Consider the following 15,944-nt stretch of genomic DNA (forward strand, 5'->3'; position numbering starts at 1 on the left):
GCGATCGACCGGCGTTACCACCGGCGCGTCGCCGCGCCGGCAGGCGCGCCGCCGTCAATGCGCGTCGACGAGCCGCGGATCGATATACGCGTCGACGTCCTGCGACTGCTTGTACACGGCGTTACGCACGTTGAACGCATTCGCGTTGCGCGTCGAGCCGTAGATCGAATCGAGCCCGTCGCCCTTGCGGAACGCGCGCTTCGCGGCCGCTTCGTCGAGCAGATGCGTGCCCTTCAGCAGCGGAAGGTATTGCGCCGGCGCGAGCCCGACGCGTGCCGACATGATCTTGACCGCATCGGCCTGCGTCTTCGGATCGTTGATGTAGGCGACGCAGCGATACCAGACCTTGACCACCTTCGCCCAGTCGGCCCGGCGCGCGGCGAGGCTCGCCGGCGCGACGGTGATCGCATCGTAGATCAGCCCCGGCGCATCCGCCGACGTGAAGATCGCGCGTGCGCCCGGCGCGCGTTTCAACGCCTCGCCCGCATTCGGTTGCCACGCGGCCACCGCCGCGATGTCGGCCGACGAACCGAGCACCTGCGGCAACTCGTTGGTTTTCGCATTCACGAGCGTGACGTCGCCGTCCTTGAGCCCGTGCTTCTGCAGCGCGGTTTCGAGCAGCAGGTGATCGACCAGGCCGAGCTCGACGCCGACCTTCTTGCCCTTCAGCGCCTCGACGGTGCGCAAGGGCGGCTTCGCGACGATCATGTCGTTGCCGGCCGAGTAGTCGGTCAGCAGGATCATCACGTTCTTCGCGCCGGACGCGCCTGTTACCAGCGCATCGCCGTTGGTCGCCGCGACCGCATCGAGCTTGCCTGCGGAAAACGCGTCGAGCGACGCCGAATAATCGAACCACTCGAAATCGACGTCGACGCCGGCCTCCTTGAACCAGCCCTTGTCGAGCGCGACCTGGAAGGCGACCCAGCCGGGCCAGTCGCTGTAGCCGATCTTCAGCGGTGCGGCAGCCTGCGCGGCAGGCGCCGCCCATAGCGTGGCGGCCGCAACGGCGGCGCCCAATGCATGACGGATGAAACGGAAGGACGGCAGGCGGCGGAACGCCGGGGCGGGACGGGTCATCGTTGTTCTCCAGGAGACCGGGATCGGGATCGTCGATACGGATCGTGCGTGAGCACACGTTCCGACTGCATGGCCGGTTCCTGCGGATGCGGAACGAACGAGGCGGCCACGGAGAGGCGCGACGGCCGTTGCCATCGCCAATCTCCCGGGCTTTTGTCCCGCCGTGTAGCGCGTGCGCATCCGGTCTCGCGAACGGATGAACCCGCGCCGGGCTGCTCTCGGACCAGACGCTCGATGAACCGGAACCCTAGCACCCCTAAGATGCGACGCCGCCGCACCTCTCGGCGTCATGCCGAGCGAGAAGCGTGCCAATGGCACGCGGCCATCCGATTCAACGTCGGCGCAAGGGGCGCTGAAGTTCGATGAAACGGGCGGCGAACAGCGCGTGCAGTACGCGTCGGAGCAGGTCGAGCTTGTTCATGAAGGATCGTGCGTGAGATGACGGTGCACGGATTCAGCAATAGCCATGCCATCGCGGAGCGCGCAGTGTGCGAGCACGCGACGCGCACTGCGCCGGTGCGCGGTTGCGTGCGCATGGTGCGCCGCACGCCCGCCGCGAGGGCAAGAAAATGCGTCCGCCATTCGGATGCCATGCGTCATCGCGCCGCCGAGCCGCGTCGTGTGGTCATTGGGCAGCGCCTGGCACGCAACTCGCTTATTCGACGCTCGAGAGGTGCGAAGCAATTTGCATCATCTTCAGGATCGCTAGGGTTCCGGTCGTGCGGCATGTGCCGTGCGATGTCTGGTCCGAGAGCAATCCGGTCTTGCCTTCGCCTCGATGAGAGGAAACGGCGAGGCTCCACGGAGGGATAAAAGCCCGGGAGGTCGCGATGTCGTTCGGTCGCCCTCTCACGCCTTTTATCAACCGATCCCGGAGCCGTCATGTCGCCGAGCCCCCAAGCCATTCTTGCCCCGCCGCCGCACGTCGCGTGGGAAACGCTGATTCCCGCCGGAACCCACTGGTCCGGCATCCTGCGGCGCGGCCTCGCGCTGCGCATCGTCGACGTCGACGGCGGCGCGAACCTGTCCGCCGTCTTTCATCGCCAGGAAGACCTGCTCGAACGCTACAACATGGCCGATACGCTGAAGGCGCAGCACACCGCGCATCTCACGCGCGGCCATGCGCTGTATACGGACATGGGGCGCGTGATCGCGTCGATCACGGCCGACACGCTCGGCTGGCACGATCCGCTCGGCGGCGTCGGCGATGCGCGGTTGTTCGCGCACAAGTACGGCGCGTCGTCGTACCAGGCCGATCGCAACGCGATGATCCGCAACGGCCGCGACAGCCTCGTGCTCGAGCTCGCGAAATACGGGCTGTCGGCACGCGACCTCGCCGCGAACGTCAACTTCTTCAGCAAGCTGGACACGCGCGACGACGGCGCGCTCGATTTCGTTTCCGGACATTCGCCGGCCGGCAGCGCGTTCGACCTGCGCTTCGAGATGAATACGCTCGCGGCGTTCTCGACCGCGCCGCATCCGCTCGATCCGCGTCCGGACTATGCGCCCAAAGCCGTGAAGCTGATCGCGTACCGCGCGTATCCGGCCGACGGTGCCGCGCCCGACGACGACCCGTGCCGGCGCGCATGCGCGGAGAACACGCGCGGCTTCGCCAACACCGACCGTCTGTTCGCATGAGGAGCGAGACCATGCCGATCACCGAAAGCCGTCTCGATCCGCGCGACGCGATCCACGACGTCACGCTGAACGCGGGCGACCCGTGGCTGCACGACCTGAAGCGCGGGCAGACTTTCCGCATTCTCGACCTGGAAGGCAACCAGGCCGTCGACACGCTGTTCTACCGCACCGACGCTCCCGAAGAGCGCTACAGCGCGCAGGACACGATCCGCGCGCACCGCAACCTGTACCTGAGCGCGGGCAGCGTGCTCGTGTCGAACCACGGCAACCCGATGGCGACGATCGTCGCCGACACGTGCGGCCGTCACGATACGCTCGGCGGCGCGTGCGCGGCCGAGAGCAACACGGTGCGCTATGCGCTCGACAAGCGCTACATGCACAACTGCCGCGACAGCTTCCTCAACGCGATCGCGCACTGCACGTGCGGCGCCGGCGCGCGGCTCACCAAGCGCGACCTGGTCGGCAACGTCAACTTCTTCATGAACGTGCCCGTCACGCCGCTCGGCGGGCTCACGTTCGAGGACGGCATCTCCGCACCCGGCAAGTACGTCGAGATGCGTGCGGAGATGGACGTCACGGTGCTGATCTCGAACTGCCCGCAACTCAACAATCCGTGCAACGGCTACAACCCGACACCCGTGCGCCTGATGGTGTGGGAGGCGGAATGAACGGCCCCCACGCGCACTTGCTTGGCATGGGGCCGGAGTATGCGCTGAAGCGCTACTCCGGGCCGACACGTTCGCTGCGGGAGGCAACATGAGATTCGCCAAAGTCCTCGTCGCGAACCGCGGCGAAATTGCCTGCCGCGTGATTCGCACGCTGAAGCGCCTCGGTATCGCATCGGTCGCGATCTATTCGGATGCCGATCGCGACGCGCGCCACGTGGCGCTCGCCGACGAAGCCGTACGCGTCGGGCCCGCGCCGGCGGCCGACAGCTATCTGAACGTCGCGGCGATCCTCGCCGCCGCGCGCGAGACCGGCGCGCAGGCCGTGCACCCCGGCTACGGTTTCCTGTCCGAGCATGCCGCCTTTGCCGACGCATGCGAAGCGGCAGGCCTGCGCTTCATCGGGCCGCGCGGCGACCACATGCGCGCGTTCGGCCTCAAGCACACCGCCCGCGAACTCGCGGCCGCGCACGGCGTCGCGTTGCTGCCCGGCACCGGACTGCTCGACGACGTCGCGACGGCGCTTGCCGAAGCCGACGCGATCGGCTATCCGGTGATGCTGAAAAGCACCGCGGGCGGCGGCGGCATCGGCATGTCGCTGTGCCGCGATGCCGCGCAGCTCGGCGCGGCGTTCGAATCCGTCGCGCGGCTCGGCGCCGCGAACTTCGCGCATGCGGGCGTCTATCTCGAGAAGTTCGTCGAACATGCGCGACACATCGAAGTGCAGATCTTCGGCGACGGTCGCGGCGGGGCGCTCGCGCTCGGCGAACGCGATTGCTCCGTGCAGCGGCGCAACCAGAAGGTGATCGAGGAAACCCCCGCGCCCGACCTGACCGACGCCGAACGCGACGCGCTGCACGCGAGCGCGGTGCGGCTCGCCCGCGCGGTGGGCTACGCGTCGGCCGGCACGGTCGAATTCGTGTTCGACGCGAGCACGCGGCAATTCTATTTCCTCGAAGTGAACACGCGGCTGCAGGTCGAGCATTGCGTGACCGAGGCCGTGACGGGCGTCGATCTCGTGGAATGGATGATCCTGCAGGCCGAGGGCGACCTGCCGCCGCTCGACACGCTCGCCGTCGCACCACGCGGCGCGAGCATCCAGGTGCGGCTGTATGCGGAGGATCCGCACAAGCAGTTCCAGCCGAGCGCCGGGCTGCTCACGCACGTGGCGTTTCCGGACAACGTGCGGGTCGACGGCTGGATCGAGGCAGGCACGGAGATCAGCGCGCATTACGATCCGCTGCTCGCGAAGCTGATCGTGCGCGGCGACACGCGGCGCGACGCGCTGGCCGCGCTGCGTGCCGCGCTCGACCAGACCGAGCTGTACGGGATCGAGACCAACCTCGACTACCTGCGTGCCGTCGTCGGCTCCGACGCGTTCGCGCGCGGCGCGCCGACGACCGCCTTCCTGTCGCGCTTCGCGTTCGCGCCGCATACGATCGACGTGCTCGACGGCGGCGTGCAGACCACCGTTCAGCAGGCCCCCGGGCGGGTCGGCTACTGGAGCGTCGGTGTGCCGCCGTCAGGGCCGATGGATGACCGCGCATTCGACCTTGCTAACGCGCTGCTCGGCAACCCGCGTGACGCGGCCGGGTTGGAATTCACGATGGTCGGCGCGACGCTGCGCTTCAATACCGCGACGCTGTTCGTGCTCGGCGGTGCGCCGCTCGCGGCCACGCTCGACGGCGAAGCGGCGCCGTTCTGGCAGGTCGTGCGCGCACGAGCGGGCGCGGTCCTGAAGCTGGGCGGCGTGACGGGCGCGGGCGTGCGCGCGTGTCTCGCCGTCAAGGGCGGGCTGCAGGTGCCCGACTATCTCGGCAGCAAGGCGACCTTCACGCTCGGCCAGTTCGGCGGCCATGCCGGCCGCGCGCTGCGCAAGGGCGACGTGCTGCATCTGCACGCGCAAGCGGGGCGCGGCGATGCCGGCGCGATGCTGGCCGCGGCCGACATTCCCGCGCTGACGCATGCATGGACGCTCGGCGTGCTCGACGGTCCGCATGGCGCACCGGATTTCTTCACGCCGGACGACATCGCGATGCTGTACGGCACGCAGTGGACCGTCCATTACAACTCCAGCCGCACCGGCGTGCGGCTGATCGGCCCGAAGCCTCGATGGGCGCGTGCGGACGGCGGCGAGGCGGGGCTGCATCCATCGAACATCCACGACAACGCGTATGCGATCGGGGCCGTCGATTTCACCGGCGACATGCCGGTGATCCTTGGCCCCGACGGGCCGAGCCTCGGTGGCTTCGTCTGTCCAGTGACGGTCGTGCGCGACGAGTTGTGGAAGCTCGGGCAGTTGCGGCCGGGCGATACCGTGCAGTTCGTGCGCGCGGGCGTGTCGTCCGGAATATCGGCCGGGGAACCGGCTGCCGCGGTCGTGGAGGCGGCACATGACGTTGCCGCGGCTGCATCCGGCTCGTTCGACGATTGCGTGCTGCATCGCGATCCGTCGGCTGGCGGCGGCATCGGCGTCGTCTACCGGCGCTCGGGCGATCGCAACGTGCTGGTCGAATACGGGCCGCTCGTGCTCGACCTGAACCTGCGTTTTCGCGTGCACGCGCTGATGGGCTGGCTCGACGCGCACCGGTTGCCCGGCATGCTCGACCTGACGCCGGGCATCCGGTCGCTTCAGGTGCAGTTCGACGCGCGGACGCTGCCGCTTGCCGCGCTGCTCGCGCATCTGCAGACCGCCGAGCGCGAACTCGCCGACGTGGCCGACATGCGCGTGCCGAACCGCATCGTGCATCTGCCGCTGTCGTGGGACGACCCGTCGACGCGCGTCGCGATCGAGCGCTACATGCAGTCGGTGCGGCCCGATGCGCCGTGGTGCCCGAGCAATATCGAATTCATCCGGCGCATCAACGGCCTGGCGAGCATCGACGACGTGAAGCGCATCGTGTTCGATGCGCGCTATCTGGTGATGGGGCTCGGCGACGTCTACCTCGGTGCGCCCGTCGCGACGCCGATCGATCCGCGGCACCGGCTGGTGACGACGAAGTACAACCCCGCGCGCACCTGGACGCCGGAGAACGCGGTCGGCATCGGCGGCGCGTATCTGTGCGTGTACGGGATGGAAGGGCCGGGCGGCTATCAGTTCGTCGGCCGCACCGTGCAGATGTGGAATCGCCACCGCACCACGCGCGAATTCGAGGCCGGCAAGCCGTGGCTGCTGCGCTTCTTCGACGAGATCCGCTTCTACGAAGTTAGCGAGGCCGAGCTGCGTGCGCTGCGAGAGGATTTCATCGCGGGCCGCGCGACGCTGAAGATCGAGGAATCGGTGTTCGACCTGCGCGCCTACAACCGCTTCCTGCACGACGAGGCGGAGTCGATCGCCGCGTTCAAGGCGACGCAGCAGGCCGCGTTCGACGCGGAGCGCGAGCGGTGGCGCGTGGCCGGCCATGCGGAATACGTCGGCGAGGGGGAGCCGGGCGATGCGCAAGCGGAACGGGTAGCGGGCGCGCTCGACGACACGCAGCGGGCGATCGCCGCGGACGTGTCGGGCAGCGTGTGGAAAGTGCTGGTCGAAGCCGGCGAGCGCGTGAGCGCGGGGCAGGTCGTCGCGATCGTCGAATCGATGAAGATGGAGGTGGCGGTGACGGCAACGGAAGACGGCGCGATCGAGACGATCGATTGCGCGCCCGGCATGGCGGTGGTGGCCGGCCAGCGGCTGATGGTGATGAAGGCGGGCGCCGCCGAGGAGGTCGCATGAGCACGACGGAACGCTCGATCCTGCGCGGAGTGCATGCGATTGCCGCGCTGCGCGCCCGCTACGCGGCGGGGGACCTGACGCCGCCTGCGCTCGTCGACGCGATCGCTGCGCACTTCGATGCGGGCGACCCGCACCATGCGTGGATCCGGCCGCTCACGCGCGACGAGATGATGCCGTACGCCGACGCGCTGGCCGGACGCGACATCGCGTCGTTGCCGCTGTACGGCGTGCCGTTCGCGATCAAGGACAACATCGACCTCGCCGGCATCCCGACGACGGCCGGCTGCCCCGCCTACGCGTACACGCCGGCACGCAGCGCGCCCGTCGTCGAGCGGCTGATCGCGGCCGGTGCGATTCCGGTCGGCAAGACGAATCTCGACCAGTTCGCGACCGGGCTCTCAGGGCAGCGCTCGCCTTACGGCGCGTGCCGCAATGCGCTCGACCCGCGCTACGCGTCGGGCGGCTCGAGTTCCGGGTCGGCGGTGGCCGTCGCGCTCGGGGTCGCGACGTTCTCGCTCGGCACCGACACGGCCGGCTCCGGGCGCGTGCCGGCCGCCTTCCACGGGCTCGTCGGGCTCAAGCCGACACGGGGCGTGCTGAGCACGCTCGGCGTGGTGCCGGCCTGCCGGTCGCTCGATTGCGTGTCGGTGTTCGCGCGTTCGGCGGACGACGCGCGCGTCGTGTTCGCCGCTGCGCACGGCGTGACGGAAGGCGATCCGTACGGGCGCGCATGGCAGCCGCTGCTGGGTGCGGACGGGTTGCGGGCACAGCCGGCGCGGCCGCTCGGGCAAGTGCGGTTCGGCACGCCGCGTGCCGATCAGCTCGAATTCTTCGGCGACGCATCGTATCGAGCGGCGTGGGGCGCGGCGCTCGAACGGCTGCGCGCGACCGGCGCGCGGCTCGTCGAGATCGACTTCGCACCGTTCCTGGCCGCCGCGCGGCTGCTGTACGACGGCCCGTGGGTCGCCGAGCGGCTCGCCGCGATCGGCGCATTCGCCGCGCGCGAGCCCGACGCGCTGCATCCGGTGATCCGCGAAATCGTCGGCGGGGCGTCGCGCTTCAGCGCCGCCGACGCGTTCGCCGCATTCGACCGGCTGGCGGCGCTGCGCGTCGACGCAGCCCGCGCGTGGGACGGCCTCGATGCGATCGTGATGCCGACCTCGGCGACGACCGCGACCGTCGATGCGCTCGAAGCCGATCCGATCGCGATCAATTCGCGCTTCGGCTACTACACGAACTTCGTGAACCTGCTCGACCTGTCGGCGATCGCGGTGCCGGCGGGCACGTGCCCGACCGGGCCGCATGCGGGCTTGCCGTTCGGCATCACGTTCGTCGGGCGCGCACACGACGATGCGCGGCTGCTCGATCTCGCACACGCGTGGGGCGACGGCGTTGCCGCTGTCGATGACGGTCGGCCGCCTGCGGCCACAGTGTCGGCGCGTGCCGCAGCCCCGGGTGTCGTGCGGGTGGCCGTTGTCGGCGCGCATCTGCGCGGCGAACCGTTGAACGGGCAGCTCACGCAGCGCGGCGCGCGCTTCGTCACCGCGACCACCACCGCGCCGGCCTATCGCCTCTACGCGCTGTCCGCGGAAGCAAGCGGCGGTGTCGCGAAACCGGGCCTCGTGCGTGTGCCGAACGATGGCGCGCCGATCGCGGTCGAGGTCTGGGAGATGCCGGTCGACGCCTACGGCAGCTTCGTCGCCGGAATTGCGGCGCCGCTCGGCATCGGCACGCTGACGCTCGCCGACGGTACGCGCGTGCAGGGCTTCCTGTGCGAAAGCGTGGCGCTCGACGATGCGCAGGACATCACGCGGTTCGGCGGCTGGCGGGCCTACCGCGCGCAGGCCGCCAGCGGCGCGCTGCAATGAACGCCCGGTCGCGCGATGCCGCGGTATCCGCGCGACCGGCACCTGAAACGATACGGAGATTCCGATGACAACGACCCGCAACACGACCGGCTGGCTCGCGGTGCGCCGCGAGCTGACGACGCGCGGCCAATGGACGCTCGGGCTGGCGTCCTTCCTGCTGCCGTTCGCCGTCTGGTGCCTGATCAGCTACGTCCCGTTCGTCTGGCATCCGCAGATGCGCATCACGAATCCGGGCAGCGTCGACTATTTCCAGACCGGCATGCAGATCGACCGCGACGTGTTCGACGACGAGCTCGCGCATGCGCGTGCGGCGCACGCGGCGGTGCCCGAGGGCGAGCGCGCGAATCCGGTCTACCTGCCGGCGCCGCACCAGGTATTGCGCGCGTTCTACACGGCGTTCACGACGCCGCCCGCGTCGCGCGATGGCGTGTGGCTGCACGAAAGCCTGTGGCACAGCATCCGCATCATCTTCTGGGGCTTCGTGATTTCGTCCGCGATCGGCGTGCCGCTCGGCATCGTCTGCGGCACCTTCAGTGCGCTCGCGCGGCTGCAGGAGCCGTTCCTGGAGTTCTTCCGCTACCTGCCCGCGCCGGCGTTCGGCGCGCTGATGGTCGCGATTCTCGGCATCTATGACGCGCCGAAGATCGCGATCATCGTGATCGGTACGCTGTTCCAGCAGGTGCTGATCATCGCGAACACCACGCGCAAGCTCGAATACGGGCTGTTCGAGGCCGCGATGACGCTCGGCACGAAGAAGCTGAAGCTGCTCACGCACGTCGTGATTCCGGGCGTGCTGCCCGACCTGTATCGCGATCAGCGGATCCTGCTCGGTTGGGCGTGGACCTACCTGATCGTCGCCGAACTGGTCGGCACGAGTTCGGGCATCACGTGGTACATCAGCCAGCAGGCGCGCTACCAGCATTTCGACAACGTATATGCGGCAATCCTGATGATCGGGATCATCGGCCTCGGCACCGACATCGTGCTCGGGCTGCTCGGCCGCCGGCTCTTTCCGTGGGACCGCACGCTGAAAGCGTGACGTCCGCTCCCACGTCCCCATCGACCGATTTCCGCAGAGGGCATCATGCAGAACCCGCAAGCCGTCCCCGATTACCTGATTCAATCCGACGCGGTGCGCGAGCGCTTCGCGCGGCTGAAGGCCCGCGACGTGATCCTCGACGTGCGACACGTCGGCAAGCGTTTCGCGACGCCGCAGGGCGAGTGCGTCGCGCTCGACGACATCAGTTTCCGCACGCACCGGCGCGAATTCGTGTGCGTGATCGGCCCGTCCGGCTGCGGCAAGTCGACGTTGATCCGGATCCTCGCCGGGCTCGACGCGCAGACGAGCGGCGACGTGCTGCTCGACGGCAAGCCGGTCGACGGGCCGGGCGCCGATCGCGGGATGGTGTTCCAGGGCTATACGCTGTTTCCATGGCTCACGGTGAAGAAGAACGTGATGTTCGGCCTGCGCATGAACGGCAGCAGCAGCGGCGCGGCCGAGCGCGAGGCGCTGCAGTGGCTCGATCTCGTCGGGCTGACGCGTTTTGCCGACGTGTATCCGCACCAGTTGTCGGGCGGCATGAAGCAGCGCGTGGCGATTGCCCGTGCGCTCGCGAACCGTCCGCGCATCCTGCTGATGGACGAACCGTTCGGCGCGCTGGACGCCCAGACGCGGGCAAGGATGCAGACGCACCTGCTCGACATCTGGCGCAACATCGACGTGACGATCCTATTCATCACGCACGACCTCGACGAGGCGATCTTTCTGGCCGACCGGATCCTGGTGCTGAAGGCGAATCCGGGCGGGGTGCAGGAGTTGATCGAAGTGCCGGTGCCGCGGCCGCGCGATTATTCGCAGGTCAATACGCCCGAGTTCATCGCTACGAAGGCGCGACTCGAAGCGCTGATTCATCCGAAGGAGACCGCGACGGCCGAAGACGACGGCATCAAGCCGCACATGATCCGGATGACGGACGTGACGGATAGCGTCGAGTAGCGTGGCGCCGGCTCATGCCGTCACGCCAGAACGCCTGTCGCATCGGGCCTGCGATGTTTCGGGTTGATGACTGCATCGACGGGCGCGTCAGGAAAATGCCGCCAACTTGCTTACATCCGGATTAATTTTGTCCACGCTGAGTGGACCTCGACTTCCCACGGTAAGCTGATGCATTCCTGATCGATTCTTCGGCTTGCGAGAGAAAGCGATGAAGGTGACCATTGCGTACATCGAAGAACCGCCATTCGGCTGGACCGAAGCGGATGGCACCGCGACCGGTGCCGATCTAGAGCTCGCGGCGACAATCCTCCGGCAGATAGGCGTGACCCGGATCGAGTATTGCCCGGCGACGTTCGGCGAATTGCTGCCCGGCCTCGCATCAGGTCACTGGGACATGAACGTGCCGCTTTTCGTGACACCGCAGCGTGCCGATACCGTCGCGTTCAGCGTGCCGGTGTGGGGGATCGAAGACGGTTTTCTGGTTCGCCCGGGAAATCCGAAGGCGCTCAGGCGTTATGCGTCGATCGCCGAACGTCCTGACGCGCGCCTCGGCATCATTGCCGGACAGGTCCAGCACGATTCCGCGATCGCGGCGGGCGTGAGCCGGCGGCAAATCGTCGTCTTCGAACAGCAGGCCGACGCGATCGCGGCCGTTCTTTCCGGCGTGGTCGATGCGTATGCGAGCACCGCGTTGGGGAATCGAATCGTGGCGGGCCGGATAGGCAGCGCGCTGATCGAGGCCGTCGCGCACGAGTCGGATGTCGACGGCAGCCCGCGGACGCCTCCGCTGGGCGCGTTTTCATTCAACCGGGAAAACGGGGATCTGCTGGCGGCGTTCAATCAGCGACTTCGCTCGTATCTCGGCTCGCCGGACCATCGCGCTCGCATGGCGAGATTCGGGCTGACGGCGCGCGAGATCGATCCGGCCGTCTTGCAGACGGGATAGGTCGGCACTCGGCCGGCAAGCGTCGCTCGATAGCGACGCATCGCTCGACGAATGATGGAACGGTCGGCCGGCGCCGACGAATTCCACGGCGGCGGCGCGCGCGATGTCGCGATCGTGGATCTGCAACACGTCGACGACACGGTTCACGACGATCAGGTTGCCGAACCTCTTACCGACGTGGCCGGCACCCACGATGGTCAGCCGAGATATCGCGATTCCCCGGCGACGGCCCGAAGGCCGTCGCGCCGTTGTGGCCGTCAATCGTGCCTGATCGCGATGGTCTTGAGCGCGGTAAAGCCGAGCAACGCTTCAAAGCCTTTCTCGCGGCCATATCCGCTTGCCTTCACGCCGCCGAACGGCAGTTCCACGCCGCCGCCCGCGCCATAGTTGTTGATGAAGACCTGTCCGGCCTGCAGCTTGCGCGCGAGGCGCAGCGCACGTGCGCCATCCCGCGTCCAGACGCCGGCGACGAGGCCGTACTGCGTGCCGTTCGCGAGCGCGACCGCCGCGTTCTCGTCGTCGAACGGCATGGCCGCGAGCACGGGGCCGAACACCTCTTCCTGCGCGAGTTCGCTGTCGGGCGGTACGTCGCGGAACAGCACCGCTTCCTGGTAGTACCCCGAACCCGATGCGCCGGCCGCGATGGTGCCGCGCGCCGCCACCCGAATGCCGTCGGCCTGCGCGCGCTCGACGATGGCCCGGACCCGCGCATGCTGCCTGGCGTTGACGAGCGGTCCCATCTCCAGATTCATCGACGGCGGCCCGGAACGCAGCCGCGCGAACTGCTGCGCGAGACGATCGAGCACGCGCTCGTAGACGGTGCGCTGGACGAGCAGGCGGCTGCCGGCCGAGCAGGTCTGGCCCGCGTTCTGCACGATTGCGTTGACAATGACCGGCAGCGCCTGGTCGAGGTCGGCATCGTCGAACAGCAATTGCGGCGACTTGCCGCCCAGCTCGAGCACCGCGGGGCAGTGACGCTCGGCCGCCGCGCGCCCGACCAGCGCGCCCGTTCCGGTCGACCCGGTAAACGAGATGTGACGAATGCCGGGATGGGCCGACAATGCCGCGCCGGCTTCGCCGCCCAACCCCGTGACGACGTTGACCGCGCCGGCCGGAAAGCCGACCTCCGCCGCGATTTCGGCCAGCCGCAGAATGGACAGGCTCGCATCCTCCGCCGGCTTGACCACGCACGCATTGCCGGCGGCGAGCGACGCACCGACCGAGCGGCCGTAGATCTGCATCGGGTAATTCCACGGAACGATGTGTCCCGTCACGCCGATCGGTTCGCGCACCGTCAATACCGTGAACCCGGCGGTGTAGGGCAGTGTGTCGCCGTGCAGCTTGTCGACGCAGCCGGCGTAGTACTGGAGGTAGCGCGCGAGCACCGCCGCGTCGGTACGCGCGGTGTTCAGCGCCTTGCCCGTGTCGCGCGCTTCGAGCTGCGCGAGTTCGTCCGCATGCTGCGTGACGGCCGCGGCGTACGCGAACAGCAGGTTGCTGCGCTCGACCGGCGACAGCTTCGCCCACGGGCCGTCGAGCGTGTCGCCCATCGCGCGCTGGGCGGCGGAAACGGCGCGCTGCACGTCGGTCGCGTCGCCGCGCGCGATCGTCGCGAACGCTTCGCCGGTGCTCGGGTCGACGACGTCGATCCGCTCGCCGGTCGTCGGCGCGACGCGGGCGTTGTCGATGTAGTGATCACATTGCATGGGTCATTCCTCGATCGATGCGGGATTCGCGATGGTGTGCGCTATCGCGGCGCCCAGTTCCGCGGTGCTGGCCGTGCCGCCCATGTCGCGGGTGCGCGGGCCGGCGACGAGCACGGATTCGATCGCCGCGACGATTTCGGCGGCCGCGGCTTCGTAGCGCGATTCGCCGCGACCGAGGTGCTGGAGCAGCAACGCGGCCGACCAGATCTGCCCGATCGGATTGGCGATGCCGCGGCCGGCGATGTCGGGCGCCGAGCCGTGCACCGGCTCGAACAGCGACGGGAAGCGGCGCTCGGGGTTCAGGTTCGCGGACGGCGCGATGCCGATCGTGCCGGTACAGGCGGGGCCGAGGTCGGACAGGATGTCGCCGAACAGGTTGGAGGCGACGACGACGTCGAAGCGATCCGGATTCTGGACGAAGTGTGCGCACAGTATGTCGATGTGATATTTGCGCGTTTCGATGTCCGGGAACGACCGCGCGATTTCCGCGAGGCGCTCGTCCCAGAACGGCATGGTGATCGAGATGCCGTTGGATTTCGTCGCGGCCGTCAGCTGCTTGCGCGGGCGCGAGCGGGCGAGCTCGAACGCGAACCGGAGCACGCGGTCGACGCCGACACGCGAGAAAACCGACTGCTGCACGGCGATTTCGCGGTCGGTCCCGGTGAACATCCGGCCGCCCACCGACGAATATTCGCCTTCCGTGTTCTCGCGCACGACGATGAAATCGATGTCGCCGGGCCGGCGTCCGGCGAGCGGCGCGGGCACGCCCGGCATCAGGCGCACCGGACGCAGGTTCACGTATTGATCGAACTCGCGCCGGATCTTGATCAGCGATTCCCATACCGCGACGTGATCCGGCACGATGTCGGGCGCGCCAACCGCGCCGAAGAAGATCGCGTCGTGCGCGCCGATCTGCCGCGCCCAGTCGGCCGGCATCATCGTGCCGTGGCGAACGTAGTGATCGGTACACCAGTCGCCGAACTCGTCGAACGCGAGCGGAATGTCGAAACGGTCGGCGGCAGCGCGCAACACGCGCATGCCTTCGGGCATCACTTCCTTGCCGATGCCGTCGCCGGCGATGACGGCGATGCGGTGCGGGTTCTTCATATGGCGGGAAGCCTCCATGACGAAGCTGGCGTCCCGCACGGGAGGGGCTGACACGGGGAGCGGCGTGAACCGCGCAGCGTCGAACGGCCGCGCGACCTGCGATACGCGACGCTGCACCGCTCACGTCGGATCGCGTCGCCGTGTCTCCTGCGTCTCTTCCGTTGCGGTAACCGGCGGACTGTTGAATCTGTCCGTCGAATCTACTTCGTCGCAGGCGCGGGCAGGAAGTGCGGATCCGCGAACGGGACCTTCGAAAATCTGCAACACGCCGGCGAGCGCGGGCGCGGGGCGGTGTATCAGTCGCCCGCCTGCCCGGCCTCGCCGGACACGAGCGAAGGCGGCGCGAAGGACGCGAGGAACTCGAACAGCTTGCGCGTCGGCAGCGGCACGGCGCCCGCGCGGATGCCGACCGACATGACGCGGTTGGCCCACGGATCGTTCAGGCGAATGAAGCGCAGGCGCATCGGTTCGCGAAACAGCGCGACCGCGCGCTCGGGCAGGATGCCGATGCCTTGCCCCGCGGCGATCAATCGGCACATCGCCTCGAAGCTCTGCACCTGCACGCGGAAGCGGACCGACTTGCCGAGCAGCGCCGCTTCCCTGACGAGCGAGCGCGTCAGTTCCGAGCGGTCGTCGAGCGCGACCAGATCGTGGTCGAGCAACGCGCTGAAATCGATCGACTCGCCGGTCAGCGGGTAGTCGTCGGGCACGACCACGCTGGCCCGGTCCATGCAGTAGGGCGCGAGATGGATCCCTTCGGTCGCGGTGCGCGACGTGACGATCCCGACGTCCGCGCGGCCTTCGCGCAGCGCCTGCAGGATGTCGGCGCTTCGCAGTTCGCTGATCTGCAGCTTGATGTCGCGATAGCGCTGCGAGAACGCGCGCAACTGATCGGGAAGATCCTGGCTGATCGCCGAGATGTTCGCGAAGACGCGGACGCGGCCGACCGCGCCTTTCGTATAGTCGGACAACTCGCTGTAGATCGCATCGGTGCGCAGCAGCAGGTCGGTCGCGTGACGCAACAGCGCTTCGCCGGCCGGCGTGAGTTCGACGCCCGCCACCGTGCGGTTCAGCAGTACCACGCGAAAGTGATGCTCGAGCAGCGCGATGCGGCGGCTCGCGGTGGAAAGCGACATGTGCGACTGCTGCGCGGCGCGCGACAGGCTGCCCAGCTCGGATGCACGGACGAACAGGGCGAGGGACGTGAGATCGAACAAGCGCGGACTCCG

General features: G+C 68.4%; 11 protein-coding genes and 2 riboswitches. Of the genes, 7 read left to right on the plus strand and 4 right to left on the minus strand.

From position 1 onward, the window contains the following. Positions 1–54 precede the first annotated feature (54 nt). Positions 55–1,077 carry an ABC transporter substrate-binding protein gene (locus tag DTA15_RS10270; protein ID WP_006485590.1) on the minus strand — a complete coding sequence of 341 codons (1,023 nt, stop codon included), beginning with the start codon at positions 1,075–1,077 and terminating at the stop codon, positions 55–57. Between the two features lie 140 nt (positions 1,078–1,217). After that, positions 1,218–1,339, minus strand: a riboswitch (guanidine-I (ykkC/yxkD leader). A gap of 432 nt (positions 1,340–1,771) precedes the next feature. Beyond that, positions 1,772–1,903: riboswitch (guanidine-I (ykkC/yxkD leader) on the plus strand. Positions 1,904–1,959: 56 nt separating this feature from the next. Here DTA15_RS10270 and DTA15_RS10280 point away from each other — a divergent pair. From DTA15_RS10280 to DTA15_RS10310, 7 genes are all read left to right on the plus strand, one after another. Continuing rightward, on the plus strand, positions 1,960–2,715 hold the full coding sequence (locus DTA15_RS10280) for an urea amidolyase associated protein UAAP1 (RefSeq protein ID WP_006485567.1): 756 nt from the start codon (positions 1,960–1,962) through the stop codon (positions 2,713–2,715). Positions 2,716–2,726: 11 nt separating this feature from the next. Further along, positions 2,727–3,383, plus strand: a complete 657-nt coding sequence (locus DTA15_RS10285; RefSeq protein WP_006485537.1) for an urea amidolyase associated protein UAAP2 — start codon at positions 2,727–2,729, stop codon at positions 3,381–3,383. Positions 3,384–3,471: 88 nt separating this feature from the next. Next, entirely contained in the window at positions 3,472–7,092 is a 3,621-nt protein-coding gene (gene uca, locus DTA15_RS10290) for an urea carboxylase (protein WP_006485552.1), read from the plus strand. Next, positions 7,089–8,960: an allophanate hydrolase gene (gene atzF, locus DTA15_RS10295; protein ID WP_006485576.1), complete on the plus strand. Its 1,872-nt coding sequence runs from the start codon at positions 7,089–7,091 to the stop codon at positions 8,958–8,960. Before uca ends, atzF begins: the two co-directional genes overlap by 4 nt. Positions 8,961–9,024: 64 nt before the next feature. Next, the gene (locus DTA15_RS10300) at positions 9,025–9,999 is read left to right on the plus strand and encodes an ABC transporter permease (protein ID WP_006485545.1); all 975 of its coding nucleotides are present in this window, start codon (positions 9,025–9,027) and stop codon (positions 9,997–9,999) included. A 45-nt stretch (positions 10,000–10,044) separates the two neighbouring features. Then, positions 10,045–10,956: an ABC transporter ATP-binding protein gene (locus DTA15_RS10305; protein WP_006485561.1), complete on the plus strand. Its 912-nt coding sequence runs from the start codon at positions 10,045–10,047 to the stop codon at positions 10,954–10,956. Positions 10,957–11,164: 208 nt separating this feature from the next. Continuing rightward, entirely contained in the window at positions 11,165–11,902 is a 738-nt protein-coding gene (locus DTA15_RS10310; RefSeq protein WP_006485530.1) for a transporter substrate-binding domain-containing protein, read from the plus strand. A gap of 257 nt (positions 11,903–12,159) precedes the next feature. Here the strand turns inward: DTA15_RS10310 and DTA15_RS10320 are convergent, their stop codons facing one another. The 3 genes from DTA15_RS10320 to DTA15_RS10330 form a co-directional block, all read right to left on the minus strand. Continuing rightward, positions 12,160–13,608: an aldehyde dehydrogenase family protein gene (locus DTA15_RS10320; protein WP_006485571.1), complete on the minus strand. Its 1,449-nt coding sequence runs from the start codon at positions 13,606–13,608 to the stop codon at positions 12,160–12,162. Between the two features lie 3 nt (positions 13,609–13,611). Next, the gene (locus tag DTA15_RS10325) at positions 13,612–14,715 is read right to left on the minus strand and encodes a tartrate dehydrogenase (RefSeq protein WP_006493819.1); all 1,104 of its coding nucleotides are present in this window, start codon (positions 14,713–14,715) and stop codon (positions 13,612–13,614) included. A gap of 296 nt (positions 14,716–15,011) precedes the next feature. Beyond that, entirely contained in the window at positions 15,012–15,932 is a 921-nt protein-coding gene (locus tag DTA15_RS10330) for a LysR family transcriptional regulator (RefSeq protein ID WP_006485547.1), read from the minus strand. Positions 15,933–15,944 lie beyond the last annotated feature (12 nt).

Source organism: Burkholderia cenocepacia (assembly GCF_900446215.1).
Classification (GTDB): Bacteria; Pseudomonadota; Gammaproteobacteria; order Burkholderiales; family Burkholderiaceae; genus Burkholderia; species Burkholderia cenocepacia.

What these genes read in the sequence shown, in the direction of transcription:
- DTA15_RS10270 (WP_006485590.1), bottom strand. Translation starts at nt 1,077, where the DNA reads ATGACCCGTCCCGCCCCGGCGTTCCGCCGCCTGCCGTCCTTCCGTTTC.
- DTA15_RS10280 (WP_006485567.1), top strand. Translation starts at nt 1,960, where the DNA reads ATGTCGCCGAGCCCCCAAGCCATTCTTGCCCCGCCGCCGCACGTCGCG.
- DTA15_RS10285 (WP_006485537.1), top strand. Translation starts at nt 2,727, where the DNA reads ATGCCGATCACCGAAAGCCGTCTCGATCCGCGCGACGCGATCCACGAC.
- uca (WP_006485552.1), top strand. Translation starts at nt 3,472, where the DNA reads ATGAGATTCGCCAAAGTCCTCGTCGCGAACCGCGGCGAAATTGCCTGC.
- atzF (WP_006485576.1), top strand. Translation starts at nt 7,089, where the DNA reads ATGAGCACGACGGAACGCTCGATCCTGCGCGGAGTGCATGCGATTGCC.
- DTA15_RS10300 (WP_006485545.1), top strand. Translation starts at nt 9,025, where the DNA reads ATGACAACGACCCGCAACACGACCGGCTGGCTCGCGGTGCGCCGCGAG.
- DTA15_RS10305 (WP_006485561.1), top strand. Translation starts at nt 10,045, where the DNA reads ATGCAGAACCCGCAAGCCGTCCCCGATTACCTGATTCAATCCGACGCG.
- DTA15_RS10310 (WP_006485530.1), top strand. Translation starts at nt 11,165, where the DNA reads ATGAAGGTGACCATTGCGTACATCGAAGAACCGCCATTCGGCTGGACC.
- DTA15_RS10320 (WP_006485571.1), bottom strand. Translation starts at nt 13,608, where the DNA reads ATGCAATGTGATCACTACATCGACAACGCCCGCGTCGCGCCGACGACC.
- DTA15_RS10325 (WP_006493819.1), bottom strand. Translation starts at nt 14,715, where the DNA reads ATGAAGAACCCGCACCGCATCGCCGTCATCGCCGGCGACGGCATCGGC.